The 13284-nt window shown below is 71.7% G+C and carries 13 protein-coding genes; 8 read left to right on the forward strand and 5 right to left on the reverse strand.

The features are described from left to right. Positions 1-93: 93 nt before the first annotated feature. Together ACIQ8J_RS00390 and ACIQ8J_RS00395 are read right to left on the reverse strand one after the other, a co-directional pair. Positions 94-1077: an SCO1860 family LAETG-anchored protein gene (locus tag ACIQ8J_RS00390; RefSeq protein ID WP_403263387.1), complete on the reverse strand. Its 984-nt coding sequence runs from the start codon at positions 1075-1077 to the stop codon at positions 94-96. Between the two features lie 365 nt (positions 1078-1442). Then, positions 1443-2528 carry an amidohydrolase family protein gene (locus tag ACIQ8J_RS00395; RefSeq protein ID WP_403263388.1) on the reverse strand — a complete coding sequence of 362 codons (1086 nt, stop codon included), beginning with the start codon at positions 2526-2528 and terminating at the stop codon, positions 1443-1445. 78 nt (positions 2529-2606) lie between these two features. Here ACIQ8J_RS00395 and ACIQ8J_RS00400 point away from each other — a divergent pair, with 78 nt between their 5' ends. From ACIQ8J_RS00400 to ACIQ8J_RS00425, 6 genes are all read left to right on the forward strand, one after another. Beyond that, the gene (locus ACIQ8J_RS00400; RefSeq protein WP_403263389.1) at positions 2607-3704 is read left to right on the forward strand and encodes a pyridoxal-phosphate-dependent aminotransferase family protein; all 1098 of its coding nucleotides are present in this window, start codon (positions 2607-2609) and stop codon (positions 3702-3704) included. A gap of 326 nt (positions 3705-4030) precedes the next feature. Beyond that, entirely contained in the window at positions 4031-4552 is a 522-nt protein-coding gene (gene ectA / locus ACIQ8J_RS00405) for a diaminobutyrate acetyltransferase (protein ID WP_403263390.1), read from the forward strand. 2 nt (positions 4553-4554) lie between these two features. Then, complete coding sequence (ectB, locus tag ACIQ8J_RS00410; protein ID WP_403265126.1) at positions 4555-5874, forward strand: diaminobutyrate--2-oxoglutarate transaminase; 1320 nt, start codon at positions 4555-4557, stop codon at positions 5872-5874. Between the two features lie 46 nt (positions 5875-5920). Further along, positions 5921-6325, forward strand: coding sequence for an ectoine synthase (locus ACIQ8J_RS00415; protein WP_403263391.1), 405 nt, complete (start codon positions 5921-5923; stop codon positions 6323-6325). A 2-nt stretch (positions 6326-6327) separates the two neighbouring features. Then, positions 6328-7188 carry an ectoine hydroxylase gene (gene thpD, locus ACIQ8J_RS00420; protein ID WP_403263392.1) on the forward strand — a complete coding sequence of 287 codons (861 nt, stop codon included), beginning with the start codon at positions 6328-6330 and terminating at the stop codon, positions 7186-7188. 131 nt (positions 7189-7319) lie between these two features. After that, positions 7320-7982, forward strand: coding sequence for a hypothetical protein (locus ACIQ8J_RS00425; protein WP_403263393.1), 663 nt, complete (start codon positions 7320-7322; stop codon positions 7980-7982). Between the two features lie 49 nt (positions 7983-8031). On the opposite strand, the gene ACIQ8J_RS00430 is transcribed toward ACIQ8J_RS00425, so the two are convergent. The 3 genes from ACIQ8J_RS00430 to ACIQ8J_RS00440 all read right to left on the reverse strand — a co-directional run bounded on the left by ACIQ8J_RS00430 (position 8032) and on the right by ACIQ8J_RS00440 (position 10924). Next, positions 8032-9081: an aminotransferase class V-fold PLP-dependent enzyme gene (locus tag ACIQ8J_RS00430; protein WP_403263394.1), complete on the reverse strand. Its 1050-nt coding sequence runs from the start codon at positions 9079-9081 to the stop codon at positions 8032-8034. A gap of 86 nt (positions 9082-9167) precedes the next feature. Then, on the reverse strand, positions 9168-9872 hold the full coding sequence (locus ACIQ8J_RS00435) for a DsbA family oxidoreductase (protein ID WP_403263395.1): 705 nt from the start codon (positions 9870-9872) through the stop codon (positions 9168-9170). Between the two features lie 92 nt (positions 9873-9964). Next, on the reverse strand, positions 9965-10924 hold the full coding sequence (locus tag ACIQ8J_RS00440) for a GlxA family transcriptional regulator (protein WP_403263396.1): 960 nt from the start codon (positions 10922-10924) through the stop codon (positions 9965-9967). A gap of 70 nt (positions 10925-10994) precedes the next feature. On the opposite strand from ACIQ8J_RS00440, the gene ACIQ8J_RS00445 reads away from it, so the two are divergent. Then, a complete protein-coding gene (locus ACIQ8J_RS00445) occupies positions 10995-12380 on the forward strand; it encodes an MFS transporter (protein WP_403263397.1) in 1386 nt (461 codons plus the stop codon). Positions 12381-12425: 45 nt separating this feature from the next. After that, entirely contained in the window at positions 12426-13244 is an 819-nt protein-coding gene (locus ACIQ8J_RS00450) for a MerR family transcriptional regulator (RefSeq protein WP_403263398.1), read from the forward strand. Positions 13245-13284: the final 40 nt, after the last annotated feature.

The raw sequence follows: 13284 nt of genomic DNA on the forward strand, positions 1-13284 counted from the left end.
AAGGGGCGCGGGGAACTGCGCGGCCGGCCACGCACGGCCCGCAGCCGACAACCGCCCTTCCCCGCGGAGCGCTCAGTGCTCAGTGCTCAGTACTCAGTCGGACCGGTTGCCGCGCCCCCGGGTCAGGACCAGGGCGCCCGCGCCGCCCACGAGCAGGACCGCGGCCCCGCCGACGAGGTACGGGGTCGCCGAACTCCCGCCCGTCTCCGCCAGCTTGGAGTCCCCCGCGACGCTCTGCGCCTTCACATCGGTGCTGGCCGGAGCCTTCGCCGGGTCTCCGCTCGCCACCGTGGTGCCGCCCCGTTCGGGCTGCTCCGGCGCCTTGGGCGCTTCGCAGCTCGCCTCGGCGAGGGTGACCTCGCCCTTGACGTCGGCGACGTTCAGATGGAGCGGGTTGACCGACACCTTCAGCTGAAGGGCGACGGCCGCGGCGGTGCGCGAGGTGGTCGTGGTCCTCGACAGGTCGAGGGTGACCTCGCCGACCCCGGGCACCTGCACCCGCGTGGTGCCGCCCGACGACAGTGTGACCTTCCGGCCGAGCACGGTCACCGCGCCCAGCACATTGGACTTGGCGACCGGCGCCCGGCCCGCCTCGCAGACCGCGCTGGAGGTCACCTCGCCGACCTCCACGAGGGAGAGCAGCGGCAGCCCCGGCACATGCAGCCGGGCGTTCACGAGGTGGGTGGAGCCCTCCGCCTTCCCGGCGTCGGCGCTCGCCCCGGCCGTGGCGACGTCCGCCTTGAGCACATTGACGGGCTGACCACCGCTCACCCCGTCCAGCTTCACGGTCAGCGCGGTCTTCTCGGCCCCGGCCGGCGCCTGCACCTCGTTGAGCGTGGCCTTGAGCGGTACGTCGACGGTCTTGTCGAGCAGGGCGACATCGAGCCCGGTGCGCAGCACGGCGGCGCTCGCCCGGCCGCCGCCGTCGCCGGATCCGCCGGTGGCCCGCGCGGGCGCGGCGAGCAGCAGCGGCCCGGCGGCGAGTGCCACACAGGCCGCGATCGCGGCGGAGCGGCGGCCGGTGGGACGACGGGCGGCCGGACCGTGCGCGGGCAGGCGGAAGTTGTTGCTGTTCAAAGTGGTGGAACCCCCACAGGAGACATGGCTGTCCGGGCGCCCGCCACGGGGACTCGTGGGACTCCTGCGAATCGTGGGGCGCGCCGGTGACTTGGGACACCGGAATCTTTACGCACTGAGAGTGAACTGGCAGTAGCCTGCCGTGAGTTCACCCCAAAGGGTGGTTTCCGCGCCTATTTTCGATTCTTCCGGCACGGGAGTTCCCACCTGTCACCCTTGTCGTCGCCCCGCGCCCCCTACGCCCGGCGTACGCACAAAGAAGTTCAACGACCCACCCACGCCACACGTAACGTCCAGTCAACCGGCCAAGGTACTGAACTACGAGGGAACGCCTACCGCCTCGCCGGGGCCCCAGTTGGCCGTCGTCAGCCCACGATGCGTCCGTTGAGCACGATCCGGCTCGGCGCCGCGAGCGCCCGGACGTCCGCGCGCGGGTCCTGGTCGTAGACGACCAGATCCGCCGGGGCGCCCTCTTCGAGGCCCGGACGCCCCAGCCAGGACCGCGCTCCCCACGCCGTCGCGGAGAGCGCGTCGAGCGCCGGGATACCCGCCTTGACCAGTTCGGCGACCTCGGCGGCGACCAGGCCGTGGGCGAGCGAGCCGCCCGCGTCCGTACCGACGAAGACGGGCACCCCCGCGTCGTACGCCGAACGCACCGTGTCGTAGCGGCGCTCGTACAACCGCCGCATATGGGCGGACCAGTTGGGGAACTTGGCCTCGCCGCCGTCGGCGAGATGCGGGAACGTGGCGATGTTGACCAGCGTCGGGACGATCGCGACGCCGCGCTCGGCGAACAGCGGGATGGTGTCCTCGGTCAGGCCCGTGGCGTGCTCGACGCAGTCGATGCCCGCCTCGACCAGGTCCCTGAGGGAGTCCTCCGCGAAGCAGTGCGCGGTGACCCGGGCGCCGAGCCGGTGGGCCTCGGCGATCGCGGCCTCGACCTCGCCGCGCGGCCAGCACGCGGTCAGGTCGCCGGCGTCCCGGTCGATCCAGTCGCCGACCAGCTTGACCCAGCCGTCGCCGCGCCGCGCCTCCCGGGCGACGTACGCCACGAGGTCGCCGGGCTCGATCTCGTGGGCGTAGTTGCGGATGTAGCGGCGGGTGCGGGCGATGTGCCGGCCGGCCCGGATGATCTTCGGCAGGTCCTCGCGGTCGTCGATCCAGCGGGTGTCCGAGGGCGAGCCCGCGTCGCGGACCAGCAGGGTGCCGGCGTCGCGGTCGGTGAGGGCCTGCTTCTCGCTGACATCGTCGGGCACCGGGCCGTGCCGGTCGAGGCCGACGTGGCAGTGCGCGTCGACCAGACCCGGCAGCACCCAGCCGGTCACGGCGAGGGCCTCGCCCGGGGGCCGCTCGTAGGTGATCCGCCCGTCGACCGCCCACAACTCGTCCCGTACGTCCTCGGGTCCGGCAAGGACGCGCCCCTTCACATGCAGCACCGCGCGATCGCTCATGGTCAGCACTGTACGAGGCGCTGGGTACCCTCGATCCAGAGGCTCAAGAACACCGACTTGACTGAAGAAGGCACCGCCGTGACGCACCCGCTCCTGGACCTGGCCCCGCTGACCGCCGACCACTTCGCGGCGATCGAGCGACGGGTGGCCGCCCTCCTCGCCACCGAGCAGGACGTGGTGATCATGCAGGGCGAGGCGCTGCTCCCCCTGGAGGGATGCATCCGGGGCGCCGCGCACCCCGGCTCCACCGCGCTCAACGTCGTGACCGGTCCCTACGGGCAGACCTTCGGCAACTGGCTGCGCGACTGCGGGGCCGAGGTGATCGATCTGGAGGTGCCGTTCCACACGGCGGTCACCGCGGAGCAGATCGATCGCTCGCTCACCGAGCACCCGGAGATCGATTTCGTTTCGCTCGTTCACGCGGAGGCGGCGACCGGCAATACGAACCCGGTCGCGGAGATCGGCGAGGTCGTGCGCCGGCACGGCGCCCTGTTCATGCTGGACGCGGTGGCTTCGGTGGCCGCCGAGCCGCTGCTCCCGGACGCCTGGGGCGTGGACCTGTGCGTGATCGGCGCGCAGAAGGCGATGGGCGGCCCGGCCGGTGTGTCGGCCGTCTCGGTCAGCGCCCGCGCCTGGGAGCGGATCGCCGCCAACCCCGAGGCGCCGCGCCGCTCCTACCTCTCACTCCTGGACTGGAAGCAGCGCTGGATCGACGGCGGCCGCAAGACCCTGCTGCACGCGCCCGCGCAGTTGGAGATGCTGGCCCTTGAGGCCTGTGTGGAGCGCATCGAGTCCGAGGGCCTGGACGCGGTCATGGCCCGGCACGCCTCGGCGGCCGCCGCGACCCGGGCGGGTGCGATCGCGCTGGGCGGCGGGCTCGCCCCGTACGTCCACGAGGCCGCCGACGCCGCCCCGGTGGCCACAACTCTCCGTGTTCCGCAGGGAGTTGACGCCCGCGACCTGGTCGCGAAGGCGCTCGCATCGGACCCCTCGCTGCCGATCATCGCGGGCGGCGGCGCGCTCGCCACGACGATGATCCGGGTCAACCACTACGGCGTGGACGCCACCCGCGGCGCGGTCCACTCCTCGCTGGCGGCACTGGGGGCGGCGCTCGGCGAGTACGGGATCGCGGTGGACCTGGAGGCCGCCCGCAAGGCCGTCTCCGAAACCTGGTGACACTTTTCCGGCAGTCCTCCGCCACATAAAGAGCAACCGAATTCCATAAAACATTCCGCACAACGATTCAACACAACGGGAAGCTGCTTATCCAACGCAGCTTCCCGTTTTCTTCTGCCCCGACTTCCCGACCTCAAACGCATACGTTTCATCAAGATTCCGTGGCCCTCATCGGGGTGTGATCGACTCCACAACCCTGCTCTTTTGCCCTGTAATACCAGGATATTTCGGTTCGCGCGCATGCTCGCGTGATAACACAGATGCCCTCCTGGCACACCCCCTGGCGGGAATGCGATTTCAATTTCCGGTCGGTAAATTCCCTCCGCATGACCGCCGCGCAAACAGCAGTCCATATCGAAAGCCCACGAGTGGAGGACGGAGCCGCGATCTGGCGCATCGCGCGTGACTCCGAGGTGCTCGACCTCAACTCCTCGTACAGCTATCTGCTCTGGTGCCGCGACTTCGCCCGGACCTCCGTGGTGGCCCGGGACGGCGCCGGTGAGCCGATCGCGTTCACCACCGGCTACGTACGGCCCGAGCGGCCGGACACCCTCGTGGTCTGGCAGGTCGCCGTCGACCGCGTCCACCGGGGCCGGGGGCTTGCCGGACTGCTGCTCGAAGCGCTGACCGCGAAGGTGACCGCCTCGCACGGGATCACCCGGGTCGAGACGACGGTGTCGCCGGACAACATCCCTTCCGACCGGCTCTTCACCTCGTACGCCGAGCGGCGCGGCGCCGCGCTCAGCCGTGAACTCCTCTTCGATGCGGGGCTGTTCCCCGACGACGGGCACCAGCCCGAGGTCCTCTACCGCATCGGCCCCCTCCACCCCCAGGGAGAATCGCTGTGACCATCACCCCGCCTGCCCGCCCGTCTCCCACCACCGCCCTCAACGGAGCGGCTTACAGCCGCACTCCCTCATCTCTCAGTGTCTTCGAGTCGCTCGAATCGGAGGTGCGCAGCTACTGCCGCGGCTGGCCCGCCGTGTTCGACCGTGCGCAGGGTGCCCGCCTCGCCGACGAGGACGGCCACAGCTACCTGGACTTCTTCGCCGGGGCCGGCTCACTCAACTACGGCCACAACAACCCCGTACTGAAACGGGCGTTGATCGACTACATCGAGCGGGACGGCATCACGCACGGCCTGGACATGGCGACCACCGCGAAACGGGCGTTCCTGGAGACCTTCCAGAACGTGATCCTGCGGCCGCGCGACCTGCCGTACAAGGTGATGTTCCCCGGCCCCACCGGCACCAACGCCGTCGAGTCGGCGCTGAAGCTGGCCCGCAAGGTGAAGGGCCGCGAGTCGATCGTGTCCTTCACCAACGCCTTCCACGGCATGTCGCTCGGCTCGCTCGCGGTGACGGGCAACGCCTTCAAGCGGGCCGGCGCCGGGATCCCGCTCGTGCACGGCACGCCGATGCCGTTCGACAACTACCTCGACGGCCGGGTGCCCGACTTCCTGTGGTTCGAGCGTCTGCTGGCGGACCAGGGCTCCGGGCTCAACAAGCCGGCCGCGGTGATCGTGGAGACCGTGCAGGGCGAGGGCGGCATCAACGTGGCCCGCGCCGAGTGGCTGCGCGCGCTCGCCGATCTGTGCCGGCGCCGCGACATGCTGCTCATCGTCGACGACATCCAGATGGGCTGCGGCCGCACCGGCGCCTTCTTCTCCTTCGAGGAGGCGGGCATCGTGCCGGACATCGTCACCGTCTCCAAGTCGATCAGCGGCTACGGCCTTCCCATGTCGCTGTGCCTGTTCAAGGGCGAGCTCGACGTGTGGGAGCCCGGCGAGCACAACGGCACCTTCCGCGGCAACAACCCGGCGTTCGTCACCGCGACCGCCGCGCTCGACGCGTACTGGGCCGACGGCCAGATGGAGAAGCACACCCTGGCGCGCGGCGAGCAGGTCGAGCAGGCGCTGCTCGCGCTGTGCGCCGAACACGTCCGGCTCGGTGCGCACTACCGGGGCCGGGGCCTGGTCTGGGGCCTGGAGTTCACCGACCCGGCCCGCGCGTCCGAGGTCTGCGCCCGCGCCTTCGAGCTGGGGCTGCTCCTGGAGACCTCGGGGCCCCGGAGCGAGGTGGTCAAACTGCTGCCGCCGCTGACCATCACGCCCGAGGAGCTGGACGAGGGGCTGCGGACGCTGGCCCGCGCGGTCGCCGCGACCGTCTGACCGATCGCCCAGTCCACCGACGTACACAGAAAGGCACCATCTCACCGTGATCGTCCGATCGTTCAAGGACATCGAGAACACCGACCGCCACGTCAGGGCCGCCTCCGGCACCTGGGAGAGCAAGCGGATCGTCCTGGCGAAGGAGAAGGTCGGCTTCTCCCTGCACGAGACCGTGCTGTACGCGGGCACCGAGACGGCCATGTGGTACGCCAACCACATCGAGGCGGTGCTCTGCGTCGAGGGCGAGGCCGAGCTCACCAACGAGGAGACCGGCGAGACCCACTGGATCGCGCCCGGCACGATGTACCTCCTCGACGGCCACGAGCGCCACACCCTGCGCCCCAAGACCGACTTCCGCTGCGTCTGCGTCTTCAATCCGCCCGTCACCGGACGGGAGGACCACGACGAGAACGGCGTCTACCCCCTGTTGACCGAACCCGAGGAGGGCTGACCATGACCGCCCAGGACCTGTACCCCACGCGTGGCACCGCCGAGGTGATCACCCCCCGCCAGGACCCGGTCGTCTGGGGACCGGCCGCCGGGCTCGAAGCGTACGACCGGGACGGCTTCCTCGCGATCGACCAACTGCTCACGGACGACGAGGTCGCGGTCTACCGCTCGGAACTTGAGCGATTGATCGTCGATCCTTCCGTACGTGCCGATGAGCGGTCGATCATCGAACCGCAGTCGCAGTCCGTGCGTTCGGTCTTCGAGGTGCACCGGATCAGCGAGCTCTTCGCCCAACTGGTGCGCGACGAACGGGTCGTGGGCACGGCCCGCCGGATCCTCGGCTCCGAGGTGTACGTCCACCAGTCGCGGATCAACGTCAAGCCGGGCTTCGGCGCTTCGGGCTTCTACTGGCACTCGGACTTCGAGACCTGGCACGCGGAGGACGGCCTGCCGCGGATGCGGACGGTCTCGGTCTCGATCGCGCTGACCGAGAACCACGACACCAACGGCGGCCTGATGATCATGCCCGGCTCGCACCGGGACTTCCTCGGCTGCGCGGGCGCCACCCCGAAGGACAACTACAAGAGGTCCCTGCAGATGCAGGACGCGGGGACGCCGTCCGACGAGGCGCTCACGAAGATGGCCGACCGGCACGGCATCCGGCTGTTCACCGGCCGGGCCGGCTCGGCGACCTGGTTCGACTGCAACGCGATGCACGGCTCCGGGGACAACATCACCCCGTATCCGCGCAGCAACGTCTTCATCGTCTTCAACAGCGTGGAGAACGCGGCGGTCGAACCCTTCGCGGCCCCGATCCGCCGCCCGGAGTTCGTCGGGGCGAGGGACTTCACGCCGGTGCGGTGAGCGCCCTGCCCTTGCCCCCGGGGCGGGCCGGCGGGCGAGGAACTCCCTTCCGTCGGCCCGCCACTGAGCGTTCGCACAACGATCACAGCCTCATTGATCATTCGCACAGAGATCGTTGGTACGGTCGCCCCATGGCTGATGAATCTTCACGGACTCCCGTCACCGCCGCCGACGTCGAGCACTCCGTGCGGCTGTCGGTCACCGCACTGCGGGCCGGGCTCGCCGCGGACTGGAGCGTGCGGGCCGGCCCGCTGGAGTGGGACTGCTGGGAGACCGTCGAGCACCTCTCGGACGACCTCTTCGCGTACGCCGTGCAACTCGGCCCCGCACAGCCGCCGCTCGACGGCGAGGTGCCGTACCTGTGGGAGGCGAAACGTCCCGGCGGCCCCCACAACGCGGTGCACGCGGACCGCGCCGCGGGTCCCGCCGGGCTTCTCCAGACCCTGGAGGCGAGCGGCGCCCTGCTCACCGCGATGGTGCGCACGGCCTCGCCGGAGGTACGGGCCTACCACAGCTTCGGTGTCTCGGATCCCGAGGGCTTCGGGGCGATGGGGATCGTGGAGACCCTGCTGCACACGCACGACGTGGCCCAGGGGCTCGGGCTTGCCTGGGCCCCGCCCGGCGGTCTGTGCGACCGGGTGCTGGCCCGGCTCTTCCGGGACGTACCGGCCGATCAGGACCGCTGGCAGGTGCTGCTGTGGGCCACCGGCCGGGCGGACCTGCCGGGGCGGCCCCGCCCGGAGCGGTGGCGCTGGCACGGCGAGCCGCTCGGCCGGGGCGCGGCCACTCGCTGAATCCGCTCCGGGCGACGCCTTCCGCCGCCTCGTACGCCCCCGACCGCGCTCAGCGCGCCCGCAGCAGTTCCAGCAGCCGGTCCACGTCGTCGGCCGAGGTGTAGAAGTGGAAGGCCGCGCGCAAGTTGCCCGCGCGGTTGGAGAGTTCGAGGCCGGCGCGGCTCAACTCCTCCTGGCGGTGGCCCAGTCCGGGCACCGAGACGATCGCCGAGCCGGGCGCGGCCACCGGCTCGTGCCCCAGCGGGGCGAGCCCGGCGCGGAAGCGGTCGGCGAGCGCCGTGTTGTGGGCGCGGATGCGTTCCGTGCCCAGTTCCTCGATCAGCGCGAGGGAGTGCCGGGCCCCGGTGTACGAGAAGAGCGCGGGGCTCTCGTCGAACCGCCGCGCGGAGTGGGCGAGTTCCTCGACGGGGCCGTAGCAGCTGTCCCAGGGGCGCTCGCCGGCCACCCAGCCGGCGAAGAGGGGGTTCAGCCCGCCGAGGTCGTCGGGGACGGTGAGGAAGGCGACGCCGCGCGGGGTGGTCAGCCACTTGAAGCCGACGGTCACGGTGTAGTCGTACGCGTCGGCGTCCACCGGGTACCAGCCCGCGCCCTGGGAGACGTCGACCAGGGTCCGGGCGCCGTGGGCGCGGGCGGCCGCGCGGATCGCGGCGAGGTCGGCGATCCGGCCGTCGGCGGACTGCACCGCGCTGACCGCGACCAGCGCGGTGCCCGGCCGGACCGCTTCGGCGAGGCCGTCCAGCGGCACGGTGCGCACCTTCAGGTCGCCGCGCATGTGGAACGGGTTCACCACGGAGCTGAAGTCGGCCTCGGGGACGAGGACTTCGGCGCCCTGCGGCAGCGAGGCGGCGACGAGCCCGGTGTAGACGGCGACGGAGGCGCCGGCCGCGACGCGGCGCGCGGGGACGCCGACCAGCCGGGCGTAGGTCGCGCGGGCCGCCTCCACGTCACCGAACATGTCGGTCGGCCGCCCGGCCGCCGAGGCGGCCACGGCTTCGCCCATGGCCGCCACGGTACGGGCGGGCAGCAGCCCGGTGCTCGCCGTGTTGAGGTAGGTGGTCTGCGGCGCGAACTCGCCGCGCGCGAGGGGGTCCAGTTCCATGGCTCCACCCTGAATCCCCGGCAACCCCAAGTCAATTGACAAAAAGTAACCGGCACCCCCAAGCGGCGCTTATGCAAGGGGCCGGGTCAGCGGACTTCGCAGCCCTCGGGTCCGCAAGCCTCCGCGTCGCCGTCGATCGTCTTCAGGACCGGGGTGTGCGACTGCCAGGCCTGCTCCAGGGCCCGGGTGAAGACCTCGGCGGGCTGGCCGCCGGAGATCCCGTACGTGCGGTCGAGCACGAAGAACGGGACGGCGTTGGCGCCGAGCTCCGCCGCCTCGCGCTCGTCGGCGCGCACCTCGTCGGCGTAGGCCTCCGCGTCACCGAGGACCGTGCGCACCTCGTCCGCGTCCAGACCGGCCTCGGCCGCGAGCTCCACCAGGACCTCGGCGTCGAAGACGGAGCGCTCCTCGGCGAAGTTGGCCCGGTAGGCGAGGTCGAGCAGCTCGCTCTGGCGGCCGCGCGCCTTGGCGAGGTGCAGAACGCGGTGGATGTCGAAGGTGTTGCCGTGGTCGCGCCCGTCGGCCAGGTAGCCCAGGCCCTCGGCGTGCGCGTTGGAGGCGACGTGCGCCTCCATCTCGCGGGCCTCTTCGAGGGTCCGGCCGTACTTCTTCGCCAGCATCGGGATCACCGGGCCGATGTCGCCCTTGGCGCGGTTCGGGTCGAGCTCGAAGGAGCGGTGGACCACCTCGATCTCGTCGCGGTGGGCGAACTCCGCCAGGCCCTTCTCGAAGCGGGCCTTGCCGATGTAGCACCACGGGCAGGCGATGTCGCTCCAGATCTCGACGCGCATGTCACTTCTCTCAGATTTGTTGAACACCGTACGTTTTGCCTCTGGGCAACGCATATCGGACCGGGACCATTCCCCGGGACCCTTCCCCGGGGTCAGGCCGCCGCGGCCAGCCTGCTGAAGGTGGCCCGGTAGGCGCTCGGCGTGAGCCCGGTGCGCCGCACCAGGTGGCCGCGCAGGGAGTCCGCGCTGCCCAGGCCGCTCGCCTCGGCGACCTGGTCCATGGCGAGCGTGGTCGTCTCCAGGAGCTCCTTGGCCCGCTCGATGCGCTGGTGCAGCAGCCACTGGAGCGGGCTCACCCCGCTCTCGGCGTGGAAGCGCCGGGTCAGGGTGCGCACGCTGACGCCCGCGTGCCGGGCCAGGTCGGTGAGGGTGAGCGGCTTGTCGAGGTTGCTCATCGCCCAGCCCCGGGTGTCCGCGCAGACCACCCCGCGCTCGGCGGGCAGCGGGGTCTGGGTGAACTGGGTCTGCCCGCCCGGCCGCACCGGTGCGACCAGCGCCTGCCGGGCCACCTTGTTGGCGACGGCGGCGCCGTAGTCGGTGCGGATGATGTGCAGGCACAGGTCGATCCCGGCGGCGTACCCGGACGAGGTCATGACATTGCCGTCCTGGACGTACAGGACATCGCCCTTGAGGTCGAGCGCGGGGTAGCGCTTGCGCAGTTCCTCGGCGAGTTCCCAGTACGTGGTGGCGCTGCGCCCGTCGAGCAGTCCGGCCTCGGCGAGCACGAAGGCGCCGCTGCAGATGGACGCGATGCGCACGCCTTCGGCCGCGGCCCGGCCGACCGCGGCCACCGTGCGCGGGTCCGGTTCGTAGCGCCGGCCCGTCCCGGCGACCAGCACGGTGCCGGCTCCCTCGACCGCCTCCAGGCCCCGGCCCACGTACAGGTCGAGTCCGCCGGTCGTGGCGATCGGGCCGGGCTGCGGGGTGCAGACCACCACCTCGTAGCCGGGCCCGCCGTCCACCTCGACCTTGCTGAACAGCAGCTCGGGGATGGCGAGGTTGAACATCGAGACGGGCGAGGGCGCGATGACGGCGACCCGGTGCAGCGACATGGCCAGAACCTCCGGACGTATGGCATTCAGGCCACTACTGTACGCGGCCTCCACTCGCCAAGCTGGGGGCATGTCACCGAACGCCACACTCCAAGCCGCGCCCGCCGACCACCAGTTGACCCCGAAGCCGCCGCGCGGGGCCTCCCCCGCCCTCACCCTCGCCGCCTCCCTGCTCGGCTTCGCGCTGATCACCCTGGACGCCTCCGTGGTGAACGTGGCACTGCCCGCGATCGGCGGCGACCTCGGCGGCGGCATGTCCGGCCTCCAGTGGGTGGTGGACGCCTACACGCTGGCATTCGCCGCGCTGATGCTCTCGACCGGCGCCTTCGCCGACCGGATCGGCTCGGCGAAGGCGTACGCGCTCGGCACGGTCGTCTTCACCCTCGCCTCGGCGGCCTGCGGCCTCGCCCCGGACCTGGGCGTGCTGATCGGCGCCCGGGTCGTGCAGGGCGTGGCGGCCGCGGTGGTGCTGCCCGCCTCGCTCGCCCTCGTACGCCAGGCGTATCCGGATCCGGCGCGGCGGGCCAAGGCCGTGGCGCTCTGGGCGGCCGGGGGTTCGGTCGCGGTGGCGCTCGGCCCGGTCGCGGGCGGCGCGCTGACCACGGTCTGGGACTGGCGCGGCATCTTCTTCATCAACCTGCCGCTGGGCATCGCGGCCCTCGCCCTGACCGCCCGCGCCCCGCGCACCGAGCGCCGGCCGGCCCCGCTCGACCTGCCGGGCCAGCTGGCGGCCGTCGTCGCCCTCGCCGCGCTCGCCTTCGCGGTGATCGAGCAGGGCACGGTACGGATCGCGGCGGGCGCGGTGGCACTGGCCGCCGGGGCCGCGTTCTGGCTGATCGAGCGGCGGGTGGCGCACCCGGTGGTACCGCTCGGCCTGTTCCGCAGCCGGACCGTGGTGGTCGCCATCGGCGCGGGCGCCGCGGCCAGCGTCGCCTTCTACGGGGTGATCTTCGTCTTCAGCCTCTACTTCCAGCGGGTGCGCGGCGAGTCCGCGCTGACGGCCGGACTGATGTTCCTGCCGATGACGGCGCTGATCCCGGTGGTCAACGTGCTCTCCGGAAAGCTGTCGAACCGCTTCGGGCCGCGCGTGCCGATGCTGATCGGCCAACTGCTCGCCCTGACCGGCCTGTTGGTGCTGCTGCTCGCCGATGAGCACACCCCGACGCTGCTCGCCGCGTTCCTGATGGTTCCGCTCGCGCTCGGCTGCGGGATCTCGGTGCCCGCGCTGACCGCCGCCATGATGGAGGCGCTGCCCCAGGAGCGGGCGGGCCTGGCGGCGGGGGTGCTGAACGCGGGCCGGCAGGTCGCGGGCGCTCTGAGCATCGCGGTGTTCGGCACCCTGGTCGCGGGCGGTGGCGGCTTCGTGCCCGGTCTGCGCACCAGCCTGCTGGTCGCGGCGGCCCTGTTCGCCCTGTCGGCACTGGCCACGCTGCGGCTGCGGCCCGCCGCGAAGTAGGTTCTTGACCCTCACACCGTGTCAGGCAGTGGACTCGGAGACGTCATGTTCACCATCGGAGACTTCGCCCGGCACGGCCGCGTATCGGTCCGCATGCTGCGTCACTACGACGCGACCGGACTGCTGTGCCCCGCCCGTGTCGATCCCGCCACCGGCTACCGCTTCTACACCGCCGCCCAGCTCGCCCGCCTCAACCGCCTCATCGCGCTGAAGGACCTCGGCTTCACGCTCCAGCAGGTCAAGAAGATCCTGGACGAGAAGGTCGACGCCGAGGAACTGCGCGGCATGCTGCGGCTGCGGCGGGCCGAGCTGGCGGAGACCGTGGCGGCAGCGGCGGCGCGGCTTGTGCAGGTCGAGGCGCGGCTCCGGTCGATCGAGAGCGAGGGCACCATGCCCGTGCAGGACGTCGTACTGAAGAAGCTTCCCGTGGTCCGGGTGGCCGAACTGACCGCCACCGCGGCCAGTTTCGTGCCGCAGGACATCACGCCCGTCATCCAGCCGCTGTACGAGGAGCTGTTCCGGCGCCTGGAGGCGGCCGGGATCGCGCCGACCGGCCCCGGCATCGCGTACTACGAGGACGCGCCGCGGGGCGGCGGCGCGATCACCGTGCACGCGGGCGTCCAGGTCTCGGCCCCGCCGCAGGAGCTGGACGGACTGCGGGTGCACGACCTGCCGCCCGTCGAGCGGGCGGCGACCGTCGTGCACCGCGGTTCGATGGACGCGGTCCTGACGAGCACGCAGGTGCTGGCCCGCTGGATCGACGCGCACGGCCACCGCTCGGCGGGCTACCCGAGGGAGGTCACCCTGGAGTGCCCGGCGGACGTCGACGCCTGGGTGACCGAACTCCAGGAGCCGGTCGCCTGAGCACGCGGGCCGGGACCTTCGCGGGGCCCGGCCCGTGCCG

It is taken from the genome of Streptomyces sp. NPDC094147 (assembly GCF_044764265.1).
Classification (GTDB): domain Bacteria; phylum Actinomycetota; class Actinomycetes; order Streptomycetales; family Streptomycetaceae; genus Streptomyces.